General features: G+C 39.7%; 17 protein-coding genes, 1 pseudogene and 1 other annotated feature. Of the genes and pseudogenes, 5 read left to right on the top strand and 13 right to left on the bottom strand.

Annotated features, from left to right (window positions below; genetic code table 11):
* Positions 1-143: 143 nt before the first annotated feature.
* Positions 144-1,031 carry a LysR family transcriptional regulator gene (locus ACEN4L_RS10245; protein WP_407097119.1) on the top strand — a complete coding sequence of 296 codons (888 nt, stop codon included), beginning with the start codon at positions 144-146 and terminating at the stop codon, positions 1,029-1,031.
* 55 nt (positions 1,032-1,086) lie between these two features.
* Here the strand turns inward: ACEN4L_RS10245 and ACEN4L_RS10250 are convergent, their stop codons facing one another.
* From ACEN4L_RS10250 to ACEN4L_RS10260, 3 genes and pseudogenes are all read right to left on the bottom strand, one after another.
* Entirely contained in the window at positions 1,087-1,809 is a 723-nt protein-coding gene (locus ACEN4L_RS10250) for a GntR family transcriptional regulator (RefSeq protein WP_407097120.1), read from the bottom strand.
* A 389-nt stretch (positions 1,810-2,198) separates the two neighbouring features.
* Positions 2,199-3,508 (bottom strand): annotated as a pseudogene (locus ACEN4L_RS10255) (PTS sugar transporter subunit IIC).
* 22 nt (positions 3,509-3,530) lie between these two features.
* On the bottom strand, positions 3,531-4,910 hold the full coding sequence (locus ACEN4L_RS10260) for a glycoside hydrolase family 1 protein (protein ID WP_407097121.1): 1,380 nt from the start codon (positions 4,908-4,910) through the stop codon (positions 3,531-3,533).
* 178 nt (positions 4,911-5,088) lie between these two features.
* On the opposite strand from ACEN4L_RS10260, the gene ACEN4L_RS10265 reads away from it, so the two are divergent.
* Both ACEN4L_RS10265 and ACEN4L_RS10270 read left to right on the top strand, forming a co-directional pair.
* A complete protein-coding gene (locus ACEN4L_RS10265) occupies positions 5,089-5,373 on the top strand; it encodes a hypothetical protein (protein WP_407097122.1) in 285 nt (94 codons plus the stop codon).
* Between the two features lie 100 nt (positions 5,374-5,473).
* Positions 5,474-5,941, top strand: a complete 468-nt coding sequence (locus ACEN4L_RS10270; protein ID WP_407097123.1) for a hypothetical protein — start codon at positions 5,474-5,476, stop codon at positions 5,939-5,941.
* Positions 5,942-6,183: 242 nt separating this feature from the next.
* Here ACEN4L_RS10270 and ACEN4L_RS10275 read toward each other — a convergent pair whose 3' ends face one another.
* Together ACEN4L_RS10275 and ACEN4L_RS10280 are read right to left on the bottom strand one after the other, a co-directional pair.
* Complete coding sequence (locus tag ACEN4L_RS10275; RefSeq protein ID WP_407097124.1) at positions 6,184-6,342, bottom strand: type II toxin-antitoxin system RelB/DinJ family antitoxin; 159 nt, start codon at positions 6,340-6,342, stop codon at positions 6,184-6,186.
* A gap of 32 nt (positions 6,343-6,374) precedes the next feature.
* Positions 6,375-9,194 carry a TOTE conflict system archaeo-eukaryotic primase domain-containing protein gene (locus ACEN4L_RS10280; protein ID WP_407097125.1) on the bottom strand — a complete coding sequence of 940 codons (2,820 nt, stop codon included), beginning with the start codon at positions 9,192-9,194 and terminating at the stop codon, positions 6,375-6,377.
* A 245-nt stretch (positions 9,195-9,439) separates the two neighbouring features.
* Here ACEN4L_RS10280 and ACEN4L_RS10285 point away from each other — a divergent pair, with 245 nt between their 5' ends.
* Together ACEN4L_RS10285 and ACEN4L_RS10290 are read left to right on the top strand one after the other, a co-directional pair.
* Entirely contained in the window at positions 9,440-10,699 is a 1,260-nt protein-coding gene (locus tag ACEN4L_RS10285) for an AAA family ATPase (protein ID WP_407097126.1), read from the top strand.
* Between the two features lie 14 nt (positions 10,700-10,713).
* Positions 10,714-11,361 (top strand): RloB family protein, encoded by a 648-nt coding sequence (locus tag ACEN4L_RS10290; RefSeq protein ID WP_407097127.1) that lies wholly within the window; start codon positions 10,714-10,716, stop codon positions 11,359-11,361.
* A 746-nt stretch (positions 11,362-12,107) separates the two neighbouring features.
* Here the strand turns inward: ACEN4L_RS10290 and ACEN4L_RS10295 are convergent.
* The 8 genes from ACEN4L_RS10295 to ACEN4L_RS10330 form a co-directional block, all read right to left on the bottom strand.
* Positions 12,108-12,935: a MetQ/NlpA family ABC transporter substrate-binding protein gene (locus ACEN4L_RS10295; RefSeq protein ID WP_407097128.1), complete on the bottom strand. Its 828-nt coding sequence runs from the start codon at positions 12,933-12,935 to the stop codon at positions 12,108-12,110.
* A gap of 18 nt (positions 12,936-12,953) precedes the next feature.
* Entirely contained in the window at positions 12,954-14,174 is a 1,221-nt protein-coding gene (locus ACEN4L_RS10300; RefSeq protein WP_407097129.1) for an aminotransferase class I/II-fold pyridoxal phosphate-dependent enzyme, read from the bottom strand.
* 1 nt (position 14,175) lies between these two features.
* Entirely contained in the window at positions 14,176-15,276 is a 1,101-nt protein-coding gene (locus ACEN4L_RS10305; RefSeq protein WP_407097130.1) for an iron-containing alcohol dehydrogenase family protein, read from the bottom strand.
* Between the two features lie 64 nt (positions 15,277-15,340).
* Positions 15,341-15,610 (bottom strand) — a binding site (T-box leader).
* A gap of 80 nt (positions 15,611-15,690) precedes the next feature.
* The gene (locus tag ACEN4L_RS10310; RefSeq protein ID WP_407097131.1) at positions 15,691-16,524 is read right to left on the bottom strand and encodes an energy-coupling factor transporter transmembrane component T family protein; all 834 of its coding nucleotides are present in this window, start codon (positions 16,522-16,524) and stop codon (positions 15,691-15,693) included.
* Positions 16,517-18,232 (bottom strand): ABC transporter ATP-binding protein, encoded by a 1,716-nt coding sequence (locus ACEN4L_RS10315; protein ID WP_407097132.1) that lies wholly within the window; start codon positions 18,230-18,232, stop codon positions 16,517-16,519. The genes ACEN4L_RS10310 and ACEN4L_RS10315 overlap by 8 nt, the downstream gene beginning before the upstream one ends.
* Before the next feature lie 24 nt (positions 18,233-18,256).
* The gene (locus ACEN4L_RS10320) at positions 18,257-18,805 is read right to left on the bottom strand and encodes an ECF-type riboflavin transporter substrate-binding protein (RefSeq protein ID WP_407097133.1); all 549 of its coding nucleotides are present in this window, start codon (positions 18,803-18,805) and stop codon (positions 18,257-18,259) included.
* 21 nt (positions 18,806-18,826) lie between these two features.
* Positions 18,827-19,675, bottom strand: coding sequence for an S-adenosyl-l-methionine hydroxide adenosyltransferase family protein (locus ACEN4L_RS10325; protein ID WP_407097134.1), 849 nt, complete (start codon positions 19,673-19,675; stop codon positions 18,827-18,829).
* 39 nt (positions 19,676-19,714) lie between these two features.
* The gene (locus tag ACEN4L_RS10330) at positions 19,715-21,022 is read right to left on the bottom strand and encodes an O-acetylhomoserine aminocarboxypropyltransferase/cysteine synthase family protein (RefSeq protein ID WP_407097135.1); all 1,308 of its coding nucleotides are present in this window, start codon (positions 21,020-21,022) and stop codon (positions 19,715-19,717) included.
* Positions 21,023-21,032 lie beyond the last annotated feature (10 nt).

The following is a 21,032-nucleotide window of genomic DNA, read 5'->3' on the forward strand; positions in this document are numbered from 1 at the left end:
TTCAAGATGTATAGTATATCATGCTATCATTTAGTTCGAAAATACTGTTTTTTTATGGTACTATAAACATTATTTATGAAAATAAACACTATCATATCTTTTGTTTATGTTTGTGTTTTCACAATCTTTCGAAGGAGCCTTATATGAATTTACAAGATTTAGTCTATTTTAACCATTTAGCAAAAACACTAAATTTCACTGCTACCGCCGAACATTTCTATATCTCTCAACCGTCTATTTCCATGTCTTTGAAACGTCTCGAAAAAGAGCTGGATACTACTCTGATTGATAGGAAAAGACTTCACAAGAACTTGCATTTGACCGAGACTGGTGAAATACTGCTCAAACACTCCCAGCAAATTTTAAATACTATTGATACAGCTAAAGAAGAAATCCATGATTTAAAGAATCAAGTTGTCTACTTCGGTTTCCTGCCCACGATCGGCGGCCACTTTATGTCCAAACTGATGCCTCATTTAGGCAAATTCACCAATTCTTTAAAGCTGATTGAAGAAGAAAGTTCAGATGTCATGCTTGACCTAGTGAGCAGTGGACAAGTTCCTTTGGCGATCATTGGAAGTGATCAGTCTGTATTCAAGGACAAAAACCTGATACAGATTCCTTTAGTGACACAAGATTTGGCTCTTTGGGCATCTCCTGATAACCCTTTAGCTGCAAGAGAGTTCGTCCGTGTGGAAGATGTCCAGCAAGAAGTCTTTATTTCCTTGGCGCAAGGTTACACTCATCAACGTGTATTTGAACAATGGGCTAAAACTCATCTGATCAAACAACCAAAAACCCTTTTTACCAAAGAAATTCAAACGGCCTTGTCGATCGCTTCTTCTACCAACATGGTTGCCTTCATGATTGACATCTTGGTAAAAGACCACTACGATCTCGTCAAAATCCCTATTGAAGATGCACCAAAATTTTACATCAGCTTGATCGTCAATAAGGAAAGCAATGTCACTTATTTCCAAAAAGAGTTCAATAATACGATGATCCAACTAACACAATCCCGTGCGAAATAAAAAAACTGCCGCCCGCTACCTAAATGAATAAGTACCGAGCGGCAATTTTTTATCTTCAACTATGCTCACCATAATTTTTTACGACATTGACCCCGCCTTTGTCGAAACGATGCCGGGTCCTTGAATATTCAAAAGGCGTTCCATCTATCAAATGAACCACTTGTTCCACCTGTAAAACAGGATCTTCCTTTGTACAAAATAGGTACTCTTGATCCAATTCATCCGGTCTTTCAGCCGTTATACGTCTGTTCAATCCACCTATCTTCAATCCCAGCGTATGTTGAATGTAACTATAAATCGAACCGGCAAGGACTTTCTTCGTCACATCCGGAATAACTTCCACAGGCATGAGAGTGTGTTCGATCAAGTACTCTTCACCGTCTACGTATCGCACCCGCTGAATATCATAAATGAAATCTTCTTCCGTCAACAACAATTTGTCTGCTTCATCTTCTGCAGGATTGCGAATGACAAATTGAATCACTTTACTTGTAACGATTTGGTCAGAAAGTTGGTCTGTTAAGCCCGTGTACACATCAAACCGGGAATCCAGCTCATTCTTAGCAAGTGCATTTTTCATTACGTAGGTCCCAGAGCCTTGTCTGCTGTAAAGATAACCTTCCTCAATCAACAAGTTCAAGGCGCGCTTAATCGTTATCCGGCTCGCCCCAAATTCTTTACACAACTGCATTTGATCGGGCAAAGCACTCTTTAGTGTGTATGTCCCATTTTGGATCCTATCTCGTATCGCTTGAGCAACCTGTTCGTATTTATGCATGGTTCTATCTCCTCTTTATCTGCTATTTAAATTATACGAAACACCTCACAAAAGTAAAACTGTTCTTCATCATTCAGACGGATTAATTGATGTTAATACCCTAGTTTCATTGTTCAGGCTGGCTTATTGATGATAAAGCTCCTAACTTCATCATTCAGAACACATCATTGATGATCAAACGTCAATTCTTTCTCATCATGGTTAAGTCTCATGACTCTACACGTATCCCATACTCCTGCAGAAGTTTCTATAAGGTTTAGAATTAAGAGGCAGTTCGTTTTTATTCGCCAACATAAAAAGTTGAAGAACCAGTAAAACTAGATGTTATAGATAAAAAGACTGAGAGACGAGTCACAGCCTTTTTGTCTTTTATTCAATTTGTCAAAAAATCAGGTATTTTTCTCTGCAGCAATCTGTGCGGAACGTTCACTGATTTTCATAAATGGCAAATACAACGCTACTCCTATTACGATAATAATAAGTTGTACCACAATGGCTCGCCAATCTCCCGCAGTTGCCAGAAAAGCACTCAGAAGAGGCGGTGTCGTCCAAGGAATATTGGCCACTGTATAATTCATCCATCCCCAAGATGTCGCGAAATAACCAATTACAATCCCAATAGCCGGCTGCAATACGAAAGGTATCATCATCGGCAAATTAAAGACGATCGGATAACCGAAAATGACGGGTTCATTAATATTGAACACCCCAGGAGCTAGCGCTAGTTTACCCAAATCTTTAGGTGCTTTTTGCTTACTAAAGATGAAAATAGCGATCAGCAGGCAGAGTGTACTCCCGGTCCCTCCGATCATTCCAAATGTAGGAACAAAGGCGCTAGTCATGATATTTGGAATTTCTTCTCCATTTGCGAAAGCTAACGTGTTTTCATTCATATTTGTCAGCAGTAAGGGATCTAGCAGGGTTCCGTTGATTACGCTTTGGTGAATCCCCAAGGTAAACAAGAAATTTCCAGTGCTGTAAATCAACAATGTCCCCAACAAGCTCGTGTTAACAGCTCTCAATGGTTCTTGAATCGCTACTGAGATCAGTGTGATCAGGTCAGTGCCAAAGAATACATGTAAAACCAATGCCACGATACCAAACAATGAAAGCACCAAAATAACAGGAATCATGGTACTAAACGATTTCCCTACTTGAGGCGGAACATTTTCACCCAGATTGATCTGCAATCTTTTAACATTAGACAGTCTAATTCTGTGGCAGCTAAACCAATAATAATTCCTGCGAACATCCCCGTCGTACCCAGATTTCCATAGGTCATGACGCCTGAAGTGAGTATTTGTTCTTCTGAGCCCACCGGTGTAACGAAAAGATTTACAGGCATCATGATAACCAGAGAAGCAATCCCAACTGCCGCGGAAGCAATCGGATTCATAAAGCCTTTGTTCACAGATAAGTTGTACCCGATCATGGGTGCAATCAATAACCCAGCAATATTCAATGTTCCATTGATAATAACTGTTCCCCAAATCTGTGCACTTTCCAAGGTACTCCCTTCAAAGACCCAAGGAAAGACAACATTGTTAATCAGAACGGCTACCCCAGCTAGAATGAATAGCGGCATCAATACAGCAAAAGCATCACGCAATGATCGTAAATGAACTTGATTTCCTAATTTCGCAGCGAATTCAGCAAATTTATCTAAAAATTTTGTGCTTTTTTTTGTCTTTTGTGCCATGAATATTCCTCTATCCCGGTATTTACTCTAAACTTTCGCCATTACTCTTGATGACTTTTTGAAGCCATGCAAAACTTTTCTTCGGAATTCGTTTTAAGTCTTTGAGATCATGATTTTCACGATTGACATACACCACACCGTATCGTTTACGCATATCCCCTTGCGAACTTAGAATATCAATCAAGCCCCATCCGAGGTAACCGATGCAGTCGACACCGTCTAAGAAAATAGCATCTTTCATCGCTTGGAAATGATCTCTGTGGTAAGAAATACGGTAATCATCTTGAACGAGTCCTTCTTCAGGCAATTCTTCTCTCACACCAATCCCATTTTCAATCGGGAATACGGGCAAATGATAGCGGCTGTACATGTCTGTCAAGATCGAACGGAATCCAAGCGGGTCAATTTGCCAATCCCACTCTGTAGCTTCTAAATAAGAGTTCGTTATTTTTCCTACTTCCAAATAACGATAAACAGGTGTTGTATCCGTAATTTTTTCTGCACTGACCACATTGCTGGCATAATAACTGAACGACAGCCAGTCACTCGTCAACTTCGCTAGTACTTCCAAGTCATCTGCTCTCATTTCAGGAGTCAAGTCATGATTTTCCAGATAAGTCGTCATAAAGGCAGGGTATTTTCCATAAGTAAAGACTTCTAAGAAAAATTGATTGAAGAAATCATCCAATTTTTGAGCCGCGAAGACATCCTCAGGTTTTGGTGTAGCCGGATAGACTTTTGAGTAAGCGACCATTCCGCCAATTTCACAACCGGGAGCTGATTCGTGAATGTAATTAGCTATCTCTGCATGTGCCATCATTGTATTGTGCTGCAATTGATACAACTCTTTTTCAGTATTCTCCCCTGTCATTACTCCGCCGATAGGAAACGCGCCAGAAAAACCAAAAATATTTTGTTCATTAAAGGTGATCCAGTATTTCACTTTTCCTTTAAAACGGTCTACCATGGCTTTCCCATAACGGACAAACGCATCCACGACATCACGAGATAAGAATCCATTATAGGTTTCTGCTAAATGCAGCGGCATATCAAAATGGTACAAGCAAATCATCGGCTCGATGCCTCTTTCTAACAATGCATCAATAAAACGTTCGTAAAAAGCGACTCCTTCTTCATTGATTTCGCCATCCCCATTCGGAAACACACGCGACCAAGAAATCTGGAAACGGTAGCAGTTCATGCCCAACTCGTTCATCCAATCAAAATCCTCTTCGTAACGGTGGTAGCTGTCTGTTGCCACCTTCCAGTCAGAAGCAAATTCCGAAGCTTCACGTATATCATAAACTGATTTTCCTTTTCCACCTTCATTCCAAGCTCCTTCAGTCTGCATACTCGATACCGAATTCCCCCATAAAAAATCGTCTCTCAGTTTCTTGCCCATGCAAATACCTCCTCTTTTTTATGAGTTTATTGTAAGCGTTTTTATTTTTGTTGTCAATACAAATGTATCCATATTTAATAATTTGGTATATCAAATTATATTTAAATATTCTCTAAGTAAACAAAAAAAAACTGATTATTATTCTGAATTTTACTATAATAAAAAAGGAGGGATCATGATGAGTATTGAACGTGATGAAATGAGCGATGAGCAATGGAACCACATCAAAGACTCGTTTCCTAAATACCGTACTGGCACGCCTAAAAGTAATCGGCCGATGTCCAATACTATTTTATGGATTGCGGAAAGCGGTGCGATAACCGTGCTCATACGGTTCTTTAGCATTTGCTCTTATGTCAATCAGTTCTTTTTCAATAAACTAAAGCAATTCCTATATATTGCTGCACCTTATGATAAATTGGCCAAGTTCTATTTAGCTTTTATCTATATAGCCATTATTTAACTTATAAAAAAGTTTTAAGACACACCCTAATTAAACCGTTTAATATTTCTATATCATACACAATGTAATTGGGTTAAAATTGATTTAGGAGTGAATTGTGATGAAAAAAAAACTAATTATCGTAGGTACTATTCTAACTATTGTTAGTGGAAGTATAATTCTATTTCTTGGATTTAAATGGGTTTCACCACGATTTTTTCCACCAGATAGCATATATCGATCTCCAACTGCAAGTGCAGCTGGACATACAATAAAAATTGATAATCATTATCATATTGTTACAACTAGTGCCACGACTTCATATTTGTGGTTTGTTGAAGAAAGAGAAAACCCAATAACTTTAATTGATCATGTAGAAAAATTAAATTATAACGATAACTATATTATTGTTCAATCGATTACTAAAAATAATGATAGTCTCTTTTTTAAAGAATACCAATATTTTATTGTAGATAAAGAAACACAGAAGGTTGATTCTTTTTCAAAAAAAAATGATTTTTTAGATGAATGCCAGAAGAGAAATATCGATTTAGATTTGAAGATTAAAGAAGAGTTTGATTGGTATTAATAATGCTTACTATGCACAGTTTAAATTTCAAAAAAATAAGAAGGTGACAACAAAAAATAAGAATTCTTAATCTCCAGATTTTGGAAGCTAAGGATTCTTATTTTCTATTATGATAATTTTAAAAGCTTGTTAGCACCACCAATTTTTACCATTCCGCAATTGTTCCATCATAATTCTTCCACTGAGGATTCATCCATACTAGCCCTTCTTGTGAAATATCATGAATCAACTCTTCATTCAACTCAAGTCCTATTACGAATAGCCATTTTAAGGAATATTTTAATAGCTTCATTAGTAGATGTACCTAGTTGATTAAAAAGCTCATCAGCTTCATCTTTTAATTCGCTATCTATACGGATTTGCAAACTTTTTGTTTTAGTAGTCACATTAATCCTCCTCATACTTATCTTACAGTTCTAATTTTATAAAAACATTACTTTTTATTCAGTACCTCTTCCATCCCTTCAGCAACTTTTGGACTTTCAAGACGGATGAAAAGATTTTCCTTATTATTTTGGCCTAACACATTTATGCTCCCATACCACACAATATTCGAATCAATAATCACGCAATGGTGGTACAAATTACTTTCAAGTGAAACAGAAATAGCCTTTTGTTCCAATTGTTGAGAGCAACTTTTTTGGTTGTTTATGCGGCTTTTGCTTTTTATCGAGTCATAATTCCTTGTAATCACTGAAAGCGCAACCGTCTGATCCACTCCTGAAATCATTTCTTTCAAAAATTGGGTAACTGCTTGTTTGGTTAACGAAGGACTTGATATCACTACTTTAGTTTGAGATTTTGTCATGTCTTCTTTTAATTGTTCTACATATTGGTCACTGCTATAAATAATGCTTCTTTCTCCCGCATCCTTCTCATTCATTTTCACTGTATAGCCTAAGGAAGAATAACTACGCAACCGCTTTTGATACATTTTTTCCAAAACTGGTACATGAATGTCTGCATAATCATAGATTCTGACTTCTGTCTTACCTTTGTACAAACGGTGGAGTCTGCCAGCATACTGTTGAACTCTTCCTTTCCAAGAAATAGGCATAGCCAAAAATAAGGTATCTAATCTCGGTTCATCAAACCCTTCACCGATGTATCTACCTGTAGAAATGATAGTTAGAGGCTCATTTTTCTCAACTTCACGTATTTGTTTAAGCTTCTCTCTGCGTTCTTTCTTACTCATTCCACCTGTAATTGCAATAATATCTGGTATTTCTTTTTTCAGTAGTTTTTCTAATGTCTCTACATGAGCCACTCTTTCAGTTAAAATAATGCTATTTCGGCCTTCTTTGTAGCAGTTCACAATGTCTTTTATAATTTTTTCGTTGCGCACTTGCGACTCAGCTACTTCGTTATACAGTTCTTGCAACTCCATATTTTGCTGCAACAAGGGATCGAATGGAACAAATCGAGTTACAACAGTATGCTCAAACGGTCTTTTTTCCATTTGTTTTTTATTGTTATCCTGAAACCGAATAGGGCCACATTGCATAAAAACTATCGGTTGATGTCCATCTTTTCTTGTAGGCGTTGCGGTTAATCCATAAACATATTTAGCATTTGCTTGTTGTAACACACTTTCAAAGCTAAAGGCTGAAATATGGTGACATTCATCAACAATGATCATCCCATAGTTATAAATGCTTTCATGAACTTTGCCTTTTCGATACATCGATTGAAGCAAAGCGACATCAATCTTGTTTGACAGTTTCTTTTTTCCACCACCTAGTTGTCCCACATTGCTCTCTTCATCATTTTCAAAAACAAGGAATTCATTGATTTTTTCTTGCCATTGCTCAACCAGACTTGTCTTGTTGACAAGGATTAATGTATTGACCTTTTTCCTGGCAATCATATTGAGAGCGGAAATTGTTTTACCAAACGCAGTCGTTCCGCAAAGGATACCGGTATGATATGCCAGCATTTTTTCTACTGCCTCTTCTTGCTCTGCTCTTAATTTCCCTTTAAATGAGACCCTTGTTTCCTTCCCTTCAAAAGAACGATCTTCTATTTCAAATGAAACGGCTGCTTCTTTGAACAATTCTTCAACTTGCTCCTGTAATCCGCGTGGCAAAATCAAATAGTCTTCAGTCTCGTTGCTGCAAGAGATAATTCTTGGGATTTTCCAGGTTGATTTCCTCATCGCTTGTGCTTGATAAAATTCCGGATTTTGAAAAGCAGCCATTCGCTTTAGTAGATTTAACCCTTTTTGAGAAACCCCGCTTTTATGGATGTAAAGTTGATTCAGTTTTATCATATTGACTGTTTCAGAAAAATCTTCTTTTGTTAAACTGACGTTATTTTTTGCACCCTCTGATTTTCTATTTGACAATAAGCCAAGAGAACTCACAGAATCCGTTTCTTTTGTAAGTATCTCGATAAAATGCGCCAACTCTTCTAATGAGATTTTTTTGATTTGGCTTAAAAATTGCCATTGATCTTCATACTCCAAGAAATCCTCATCAACAAATACACTATTACCATTCTGTCGAGCTTCCTTTTGTAAAGGCAAAGCAATCAGGTTACCAAATCCACCCTTCGGCAGAGTATCCTGATTAGGAAATAACCGATCATAAGACGAGAAGTCTATTTGAGCATGTGCATTCATGGCGTCCGTAATCAATAAAGAGCCAAATTTCCTGGCCCTTCTAGCTGGTACCGCTTCTTCAAAGAAAAACCAAATATGCGCTCCATTCCCTGAACGTGAACGTTCGATATTTACTGGTATTTGATATTTTTTTGCTACTTTTCTTAAAACAGCAGCATCCTTTTGCCATTCCTTTTTGTCTAGATCAATGGCTAAAAAGTAACAACTATCATCTACGCCAATTGGAAATATTCCTGCGATTATATTTCCTCTCAGATGACTATTGACCACTTGAGAATCGAGAGGTGCATAACTTTTATTCGAAGAATCCCAATATCCGACCTTAACAGGAGCATATGCAGGTCTACCTGTTTTAGAATGGATAAAACGTTTGGCGTAGACATCATCTCTTCCTCTAAATAGAGTCATATACAGCTCAATTTTTTTATCGGTAGGAGCATACTTATTGAATGTAGTGGTATCAAATATCTTTGATTCTGTTTTTTTATGCCACACTTCGCCAGTTGTGGCATCGCTTTCACTTAAAACAGCTTCATGGTTCAGCATATTTTTCAAAGCACTTACTTCTTCTTTTAATTCATCATTTTCCTGTTTCAATTGATTATAAGCTTTTAACAACTCTTCATAATTCACTTGTATCACCTACTATTCCTATTCTATTTACATCAATTGTAATAGAACATTGTTGCAGTAACAACAAAAAAAGGTTTCAAGTCTACACAAGTAGTGACACTTTCCTTACTTTTTCTTCATTCACCTTTCATGATTTTCAAAGGGCACTTAGCAAGCACTATTATTACAACACTAAATTTGAGAAATTTTCTCAAAAATTTCATTTTAACGGTGTGGTGTGATATTATAACCTTGAGGTGATGGATATGTTACAACAGTTTACATTTGAGAACTTCAAGTCTTTTAAAGATGAAGTAACCCTAGACCTAATTGCTTCTCCTATATCAGAGCATAAAAGTGATATTGCAGTAGATGTTTATGATGAAAAGGTACTAAAAGTTATTTCCATATTTGGCGCAAATGCTAGCGGAAAATCAAATATTATTAAAGCATTCAACTATATGAAACGTTTTGTTTTACTTTCTTTCTCCCAGGATAATTTTTTAGAAAATAATTTATTTAAAGTCGATAAATTCCGGTTTGAAAATGAAAATCGTCCTTCTTCTTTTGAAGTATTGTTCTCTTTAAATCAAGATGTCTATCAATATGGCTTTTCAATGAATCATGAAAAAATACTGGAAGAATATTTGTATATTAGAAAATCTACAACCAGGAAAGAACAATTTAATACTTTGTTTTATTTACAAAACGGTGAAATTCAAGAACTAGATGAAAACATCGGTGAAGCTACTGAGCTAGTAAAATTAATGGATCAACGGACACTTTTTCTTTCTCTCGCTTCTAAATTAAAAATCCCAGTGATTAGAACGGTTTTTGACTGGTTTAAAAATAGTGTAGTTATTAATTATGGTGATGAATCTTATAGAGAACGAGTACTATTTGTTGGACGTCAAAGTTCACCTCTTGTAAGTATTATTAAAGACAAAGAGAGAAAAACGGAATTAACCAGATTTGTTAAAGCTATTGATTTAGGCATAGAAAATTTTGGATTAATTGAAAATCCCATGCTTAATGAACTTGACTCCGCGAAAGATATCCAATATCAAGTGGTAACCTACCATAAGAATATTGATGATGGTAAGTTGGTTCCAGTTCCGCTATCTTCCGAATCTAGCGGAACAAGGAAAATGATTTCACTGTTTATCCAAATTAACGAGGCTATTAAAAAAGGGGATACTGTATTTGTTGATGAGCTAGATGCTAAACTACACCCCCTGCTTTTGAGATATATTATTATCCTGTTCCATGACATAAATAAGAACCCTAATAATGCTCAATTAATCTTTACTACGCATGATGTCTTCACACTAGATAAAGATAATTTTAGACGAGATGAAATTTGGTTTGTAGACAAAGATAAGAATGGAGTTTCTGATTTATATTCATTAGATTCTTATGTTTTTGAAGATGAAGAAGGAGCTACAAAAAAAATTAGAAAAGATGCAAGCTACGGAAGAGACTACATTCTTGGAAAGTATAAATCTATTCCAAAATTGAAACGATAGGCAGGTACAAAGAATTGAGTCCTAGAAGACAACCGGGGAAAAAGGGAAAAAGAGCAAAAAAAACACCACTCCCTTCAAGCTATTTAATTGCAACCGAAGGCCAACAGACAGAAGTTAATTATTTCAAAGGATTTGAAGACGATATCAATATACGATATTCTGGCTCTGTAGAATCTTTTACCATTCATATTCGTGGATTAGGCAAAGAAACTTTACGTGTCATAGAGGATATCGAAGATTATAAAAGAACTTCTCCTATTATTTATGAACATGTCTGGGCTGTTTTTGATAAAGACGATTTTCCTGATGATCATTTTGATAATGCCATCAATAAAGCTGAATCAATGGGAATACATGTTGCTTGGTCTAATGAATCTTTTGAACTGTGGTATTGTCTACACTTCGCTCTTCAACAGTCAGCCTTACCTAGGAGTCAATACAATTCTATAGTAGATACTCACTTGAAAAATATTGGACAGCCAGGATACAGTAAAACTGATCCCGATATGTATGATAAGCTTAAACCTTATATGAGTAGTGCAATAAAAAATGCAGAAATACTAGATAGTCGCTATGAACCATCTGATAATTACTCAAGTCGGAACCCCTGTACACATATATATAAATTGGTTGCAGAGCTCAAAGAAATCTTAGATAGATAAGTATAGTAACATCAATTGTTTATCTCTATAAAAAGGAAGGCCCCTCTTCATAATGTATTTTCCTGATAAGGATACACATTTATGATGAGGGGTCTTCTTTCTTTTTTAATACATTAATACAATCTCAATAACTATCTTACATGTGCACATGACTTAATTGTTCGGGAGACAATCTTTTTAAAGCCAGAAAAAGATCGAGTCAATTAAGACTCAATCCTCAGCAAATTCTACTCCGATGGCAAAACCAGAGTTGTTTTTTTACTATAAAAAGCTTTTCGGCCCCGAAAAGTCCCCGAATTAAAACTTACTTCATAATATATTGCGCGTAAAATTATAGAAGAGACTCTCTAGTTAATATTTCCACAAGTTTCACAGCACCAATTATGAGATAAACGACTGCTACTTAACATTACAACTTGGTTCACTGCTCCTTTTGCGAGATAACCACTCGCTACTTAACATTACAACCTGGTGCACTGTTCCTTTTGCGAGATAGTCTACCGCTACTTCGCATTCCAGCCTAATTCAAAGCACCTATTGTTAACTAGATGACTTATAGCTCACATTCCGACCTAATCCGCAGCTCCGATCGTTAATTAGACATCGGCTACTTAACAATCGCCACCAATTTCCATACCAAACTACGAGCTACGACATCTAAAAGAGCACAATTAGTTCATTTAAGAAACTTTTCGTCCCCGAAAAGATTCAAAATCAAACAAGTTTCTTCTATCTCTAAACTCAGCTTACCAAGCCGGCACCAATGCCCCTTTAAACTCGTCTTCGATAAACTGCTTGATTTCATCCGTCTTATAATACTCCACAAACTGCGCTAAAGCCTCATCGTCTTTGTCTTCTGTTCGCGACACAATGTAGTTCACTTGCACTAGGTCTTCCACATTTTCCATCACTAAGCCGAATTCTTCCGGATTCATGCCGGCATCCAACACAAAGTTCGAGTTGATTCCTGCAGCTCCCACGTCTTGCAATTGAGACGGCAGCTGAGCAGCTTCAGAAGTCACAAAATCTAAGTTCAACGGATTTTCCACAATATCGCTAGTGGTCACTTCTACGCCAGAGCCCTCTGGCAATGTGATCAAGCCGGCTTCTTCAAATAATTGCAACGCTCGGCCTTCTTGAGTAGGCGAATTCGGGATCCCGATAACGTCGCCTTCTTGGATGTCGTTGATATCTTCATACTTTTCAGAATAGATGCCCATCGGAATAGTGATAGTGGGTTCAATTTTGGCTAAATTATAGCCGCTTTCCTCCACGACCGTGTCTAAAAAGATCCCCGTTTGGAAGGAGTTGATATCTAGATCACCTTCTGCTAGCGCAGTATTCGGCTGGACAAAATCGGTAAATGATACGACTTTGATTTCTAAACCATCTTCCGCCGCCAATTTTTTGACCTCATTGACAATATCTTCGTGCGGACCAGCGGTTACGCCCACCGTCAACACTCCATCACTTAATAACCCTTCTGCTTCGGCAGAGTCGGCTTCTTCCCCGCCGCAACCTGATAAAACAGCTCCTATTGCTAAAGTCGTTAGTAATCCCCATTTTTTATGCATTCCAATTCCCCCTGTTTTTTAGTAACTCAATACTTTGTTGCTTACCTGTGTGCTGAACGGCGCCAATACCGCGATTCTTTTCGCGGCTTCCAGCAGTCGTTCGTCTGATTGCGACAATCCAATACGCACATACCCTTCCCCTAATGTACCGAATCCGTCTCCTGGTGCCACCAGTACTCGGGCTTCATTTGCCAAGAAGTCCATGAAGCCTTCTGAGGTGTACTCGCCGGGTGCTTTGATCCAGACGTAAAAGGAGCCCTTTGGTTTGTTGATTTCGAGTCCAGTCGCTGCCAACTCGGCCAAAAATAAGTTTCGGCGGCGTTCGTAGGTTGCTGTCAATTCTCGTACAGACGCTTGATCTCCCGTTAAAGCTTTCGCTGCAGCGCGTTGGATTCCGCCATAAAAGCCGCATCCGGTGTGGTCTTGCATCAAATTAATCCCCTCGATAACCGATGCATTTCCGACAGCGAATCCCATTCGCCAACCAGCCATGTTATGTGATTTCGATAAGGTGAAAAATTCTACGCCGACCTCTTTAGCGCCAGGCGTTTGCAAGAAGCTCAATGGTTTGTCGCCATCAAACCCAATCGTTCCATAAGCAAAATCATGCGCTACACACACTTGATTCTTTTCCGAAAATGCCACCGTCTCAGCGAAAAATTCAGCTGTTGCTACAGCGGATGTCGGATTATTCGGATAGTTTAAAAACATCAATTTTGCTTTAGCAGCCGTTTCCGCATCAATCAAATCATACCGCGGCAAGAACTGATTCTCCGCCAACAATGGCAATTCAGCGATTTTTGCATCTGCCAACGCGATTCCGGATAAGTAATCTGGGTAAGACGGATTCGGCAACAGCACGGTATCTCCGGGATTCAATAAGCATTGGCTAATTTCCACGATGCCGGCTTTCGACCCATGCAAAACAGCGACTTCCGTTTCCGGATCCAGAGTTACTCCATACTCTCGTAAATAATAGTCCGCCACAGCTTCTCTTAAGTAATCGAATCCTCGATCCGGACCATAACGGTCATTCGCCAAATCGTCGGCTGCTTCTTTCAATTCATCCACAATAAACTTCGGTGTTGGTAAATCCGGATTGCCTATCCCCAAATCAATGACGTCATCCCATTGTGCTTTAATCTGGTCGGTCTTTTCCGCTAAATAAGTAAAGTACTGTCTCGGTAGACGTTTCATCGTATCCGAAAGTTCAAATGTTGCCACACTGCATTCCTCCATTTTATATTGCTTTTGCTACTACATATTCTTCTAAAGACACGATGGCTTGGTACAATTCTTCTTTTGAAGCTGGATAGCCCGATTCCACTAAGTTCTCGTCTCCTGCCACCTCGCCAGCAAACACCACCAGTTGCTCATCCGTCAAAGAACTCAGCCGCAAGTCCGCTAACGACTTCGGCAAATGCAACCCGTCATAGAAAGCAGCCAACTGGTCGATTTCAGTCCATTTGCCCTCAAATGCCAACTGCACCAATATCCCGTAAGCAACTTTTTCACCGTGCAAAAACGCGTGCGTCTCAGGAAAGACGGTGATTTTATCGTGAACCGCGTGCCCAATCGTTGTTCGTGCATAGCCGTCTCCTAAACCACCGACCAATCCGCTGACCGCAATAATAGTTTCCGCTACTTGGATAAACGCTGGCGTCAACGATTGCGCTTCGATATCGGCTACGGCTTGCTGTCCATATTGGACGATGTTGTTTTTGCAATTCAACGCTGCTGCTCGAGCCATCAGTAAGAACGCATTGGTTTGGTGCTCAGGTTGAGACAAGATGACGTCCGATTCATACCATTTCGCCAACGTGTCCGCTACTCCTGCCACAAAATAATTGACCGGTGAATCCAAGACTAAATTCGGTTCGATCAACAATGCTCCAACTTGTTTCGTGTGCAAATCAAACCCCAAACAAACGCCGTCAGCTGTGTACATCACGCTCAAAGGAGTCCATGGGGCACAGTTGCTGGCTAAAGTCGGGATCAAAATCGACTCCACTCCCGGAGATTTAGCAGCCGCATATTTAACGGTATCCATCAGCTTTCCGCCGCCTACCCCAATAATGGCCTCAGCGTTTATTTGTTCAGAGATGGCTGCAATTCGTTCGACTTCTTCATAAGTGCATTCTCCATTGAAAGCCACGAATTCCAATTCGATGTTGCCTTCCAGTAAATCCACCACATATGAGCGCGCTTTTTCCCAAGAAGTTGTTCCATGAATGACAACGGCTTTTCGAATACCTCGCATCTCTAATTTATTGGTTAAGGAATCCAATACTCCTACTTTGCATTCATACTCTTGCGGCCCCGTTCTCACTACTAATGACATATCCTCATCCTCCCCATTTCAATGCTGGATAAAACAAAATCCGCCCCCGCACAAAAAAACTTTGTGCAAGGACGGAAAATTCATTTCTCTCGTGTTACCACCTTGATTTGCAACAACTTTACAGTCGCTGCCTTAGCCAGTGCGTTCGGTTAAACAACGACCTACTGATACTGTGGCACTGTAACGGGTGCACCCGTAGCCGTCTAATGTTCCAAGAACCTTCGACCGTTCCACTCCAAGACCATCTTCCATTTCCATTCCGCTACCTCTTCTCACCAACCGAGGCTCTCTTATCAGCTTCCTTGAAATGTACTCTTCTCTTCACCGTGTTATCTGATAACGATTTAATCTTTCTATCATCATCGTTTAATTTTAACTACTATATCAATCCCAACTTTTTTTGTCAAACAAAATTTAGTCAAAAGGATTAAAGAAACGTCCTTCGTTCACTGCAAATAATCCTATTCCCACAATGGTAATCAACACAACGACCAGTAGTGTGAGGTAATCAGCTGGACTAAACGCTTTTGCTGCATACCAAGTCCGCTTTTTATTGGTTCCAAAACGACGCAACTCCATGGCGTTCGTGATAGTATCGATTCGGTCCAGACTAGAAAAAATCAACGGCATCACGATTCCAGCAGTCCCTTTAATGCGGTCGCTGATTTTACCTTTGCGAGACATTTCCAATCCACGTGCTTGTTGGGACTGGCCAATTTGATGAAACGATTCTTGAATATCTGGAATGTAACGCAACGCCAGAGCCACCGAATAACTGATTTTATAATGGACGCCGATTTTGTTTAAACTGGCCGCAAATTCACTTGGATTGGTCGTCAGAATAAAAATCAACGCTAAGGGAATCGTCGCCGTGTACTTCAAGACTAAATTCAACTCATAGAATAACTGCTCTTGCGTTAAGGTGTAACGACCTATCCCTTCCCAAATCACATGCCGGGAGCCATAAAGTTGAACACCGTATTCCGGTTCGAATAAGTAGACGGTCACTAGGTTCAGTATCGAAAAGACGGCAATGAACTTCACCACAAACGAAATCTGGTGCCATTTGATGTCTGCCATTTTGAACAACACTACTGACAACAACGAAATAAACAGTAAAAAACGGGTATCGTACCCCACCATGACAATGACTGACAGCAACATAAAGCAAATCAATTTTGCTGCTCCGCTTAACCGATGCAGAAACGTTTGGTTCGGGATATAGCCTAAAATTTGATGGTCATCCATTTCCCCGCACCTCCCGATCATAGGCGATAAAGTGTTCTGTAAAAGCATAAGGATCTTCTAGCCCCAACCGTTTCGTAAATGTAAACAGGGAGGTCTCTTTTAGGGAAGCCTTGGCTGTCAACTCTGTGTTCGTTAAAACATATACCGGGCTTGTGTCTGCAATAATCTGTCCCTTTGAAAAGACTAAGACTCGTGTCGAATATTCCAGCATCAAATGCATATCATGAGTGATCATAACAATCGTGACCCCTTGATTTTTCAAGGTTTCCAATAAGCTCAAGAATTCCGTATAATGCTTGAAGTCTTGTCCAGCAGTCGGCTCGTCTAGAATAATCATTTCCGGATCCAACGCTAAGATAGCCGCAATCGTGACACGCTTCTTCTGTCCATAACTCAGCGCACTGATCGGCCATTCCCGAAATGGATAAAGGCCACAGACTTTCAATATTTTTTCTACCCGCTCGCGGATGATGTCTTTGGAAAAGCCGCGCAACTCCAATCCCAATGCCACTTCATCGTAAATGAGTGTTTTTGAAATCATTTCATTTGGATTTTGCAACACGTAACCAATTTTATCGGCCCGTTCTTTCACACTATACTTGGTAAAATCAGTTCCTCTCCAAGTCATCTTGCCGTCTTTTGGTAATAAGAATCCACAAATCGCTTTTGCCAACGTTGATTTCCCAGCACCATTCTGCCCAACAATACTGATCATCTCGCCTTTTTTAAAGGTTGTCGAGACATCCGTTAAAACGGTTGGAGACTGTCTAGTGTAGCGATAAGACAGATTTTCAATATCCAACAAAGTTTCTGCAGGGAGTGTTTCCTGTCTGTAAGCTGCTGACAGCGCCCAGTCTTCCATATGCTTGCCTAAATGTGGAGCCGAAACTTTTTCCACATTGGCTAAAAATTCAGTCTGCTCTAAGGATACTCCTGCATATTTCATCGCCGTTACATGTAAGGGTTCGCGAATGCCGACTTCTTTGAGGAGAGTCGTTTTCAACAACTCGTCTGCTGGTCCATCGTAACTGATTTGCCCATCTTGAAAAAGCAAGATGCGGTCTACTGGGCGATGCAAGACTTCCTCTAATCGGTGTTCAATAATGACTACGGTCGTTTGTGTCGTTTGATGCAGCTCATCAATCAGTTCAATCGTTTTTTGACCAGTAGCCGGGTCTAGATTGGCTAACGGTTCATCAAACAACATCAACGGTACTTCATTGATTAAGACTCCTGCCATAGATACTCGCTGTTTTTGACCGCCAGATAAATCTTGGGGTCGATAATGGATGTAATCGGTCAGTCCGACCACTTCCGCAAAATGTTGCACACGTTCCATCATTTCTGATTGAGGAACTGCATCATTTTCGAGTGAAAACGCGATGTCTTCGGCTACTGTCAAACCAATAAACTGGCTATCCGTATCCTGCAGCACCGTTCCTACATCAAAGGAAAGCTCTGTTAAAGAAGAATCCACCAGCTCTTTGCCTTTAATCGTCACGGATCCTGTAATTTCGCCTGTGTAAGAATGGGGAATCAATCCATTCAAACAATGCGCAAACGTTGACTTGCCAGAACCACTTGGACCAATCACTAGTACTTTTTCGCCTTCATAAAGAGTGACATTCAAGTCTTTCAAGGTCGGTTCCGCTTGGCTCGTGTATTGAAAACTAAATCCTTTAAACTCTACTATTGCTTGTTTGAACATGTTATTCCCTGTCTTTCTACTGTATTACCCTTTTTTCAAACTGCCTTTAGGTGTTCTGGTTTTAGCATAAGCTGTCATCAAAAGAGTGGCAATGATTCCTACAGAAACAATATTCGCACCAGCTGCAACCAGCCCTTGTACAAACACTTTATTTGCTGGCTCACTGTAAATCAATACATCCAAAAGCGGTGCGATTCCTGCCCACACGACTAAGTTTCCAAAAACTTGCCAAATATTGAACGCAATGATTTCTTTTTTGCCAAATACACCATCTTCCAGATTGATTTTGCGACCAGCTGCACCAAAAATCACTCCAATAATACCAGAACAAATGATCCAACTCCACCAAGCACCATAAGTCGTCACATCTTTAATCGTGTGACCAATCAATCCAATCAGCCCGCCCGCAACTGGCCCAAATAAAACAGACATCAATGCTAAAAATGGATACGCTGTTTCTAAATTCGTATTTGGAATCCCAGTTGGAATCACCGCAAACCGACCCAATATAACAAATACTGCTGCTCCAATCCCAATAGCTACAATCGTCTTAACGGAAAATTTTTCTTTCATCTTAACTTCCTCCTCTAATGGTTAAACTGTTCCCACTTTTTTGATTTGAATGATCCAATCTTTTCCTATTCCAATATCATACATTTGCGAAAATGATGCTTGATTAACGGCAACTCCAATGTTGACCAATGAATTCACATACACCAAGGCTTGCCCAATTTCCACTTCTGCAAATGAACGGACAAATGTGAGGCTATTCTGATAGATTTTCACTTGTTTGTTGTAAATCGTGACTTGTACAGTGTCATTCGGATGAATGCCTGCTTCCTTAACGACTTCTAATGGTATATTAGTCCACAGCGATCCAAAACGAATATCCAAAATATCGATACTGCCTGTTACCGCATCTTCCTTAACTTCTATCGGAACAGTTTCCAAAACCGTTAAGCTGGTCGTTTCGACCACGGACCCTAACTCTTCAAATGTCACTTCGCCAGAAGCCAGTCTCGCTCCGTTATATGCGTAAACATCTCTTCCATGAAAGGTATGACTATCTTCCGAATGAGGCAAACGGCTCTTGACTTCATCAATCTGACGCACTTCTTCAATCCCTAAATTCAATTCTAAATGAGTCAGAGATCCGTTATCTGGTGTGATCACATAATGACCGGACGCTGTTTTCACTGCCACACTTCGCCGTTCACTGCCCACTCCAGGATCAACAACCGATACAAAAACAGTTCCTTCTGGCCAATAAGGAACTGTCTGCAACAAACGATAAGATGCAGACCAAATGTCATACGGAGGAATATCATGTGTCAAATCCTCCACTACAATTTCTTGACTCACCGTATGAGCAACTCCATACATCGCACTAACGGCTCCATCCCCTAAACCAAAATCAGTCTGTAACACTAGATACTTCTTCACTGTCTTTCCTCCCTAAAATAAGTCGCTAACCTCTAAAAATTATACTTCCGCCTTCACCAGTTCTTCATTAGCAATTTTTTGGAAAGCTTGTTCCAAGTCAGCAATAATGTCATCAATATGCTCAATCCCAACAGAGAGACGGATTTGGTCTTCAGTAACGCCCGCTTTCAGCAATTCATCTCCTTGTAACTGAGAATGTGTTGTACTTGCAGGATGGATAACTAAGGATTTCGCATCCCCTACATTCGCCAAATGAGAGAATAGATTTAGGGAATCGATGAAACCAACCCCAGATTCTCGCCCGCCTTTAATCCCAAATGTAAAAATCGAACTGACTCCTTTAGGGAAATAATTGTCTGCCAATTCTTTGTATTTGCTGTCTTCCAACTCAGGGTAATTTACCCAATCCACTTGTGGATGATTCTTTAAATAAGCCACCACTTTTCGAGCATTCTCTACGTGACGCTCGATTCGAAGAGAAAGCGTCTCAATGCCTTGAAGCAACAAGAATGAATTCGTTGGGCTGATAGAAGCGCCAATATCCCGAAGTGACTGAGCACGAATTTTAGTAGTAAATGCAGCCGCCCCTAAATCACCGAATACTAAGCCGTTATAATGCGAATCTGGTTCAGTGAAGCCTGGATATTTTCCGCTGGCTTTGTAGTCAAATTTCCCAGATTCCACAACCACGCCTCCCATTGTTGTTCCATGACCGCCTAAAAATTTCGTAGCAGAATGGACAACCACATCTGCTCCCCATTCAATAGGACGGAACAAATAAGGGGTAGCAAAGGTATTATCCACAATCAAGATGATGTTATGGTTATGAGCGATTTCAGCCACTCTTTCGATATCAATCAAGTTGATGCCTGGATTTCCGATGGATTCAATAAAAATGGCTTTTGTTTTATCTGTAATGGCCGCTTCAAAATTTTCTGGATCGTCAGGGTCTACAAATGTAGTGTGGATACCCAACTTTTCTAATGTCACACTGAATAAATTGTGCGTACCGCCATATAGCGTCGAAGCGGACACGATCTCATCCCCGCTGTCTGCGATATTAATGATCGCATAAGTAATGGCTGCCGACCCGGAAGCAACGGTAAGACCGGCTGTACCGCCTTCTAATGCAGCGACACGTTCATCCACCACAGCCGTAGTCGGGTTAGTCAAACGGGTGTAAATATTGCCTGGTTCAGTCAAGGCAAAACGTCCAGCAGCCTGCTCCGCATTGTCAAATACATAAGAAGACGTTTGGTAAATAGGAACCGCACGAGAACCAGTCTCGTCTATATGCTGTCCTTCGTGAATCTGTTGAGTTTCAAATTGGTAGTTTTTTTCTGTCATCGTAAATCTC

The organism is Desemzia sp. FAM 23988 (genome assembly GCF_045528365.1).
In the GTDB taxonomy this organism is placed as follows: Bacteria; Bacillota; Bacilli; order Lactobacillales; family Carnobacteriaceae; genus Desemzia.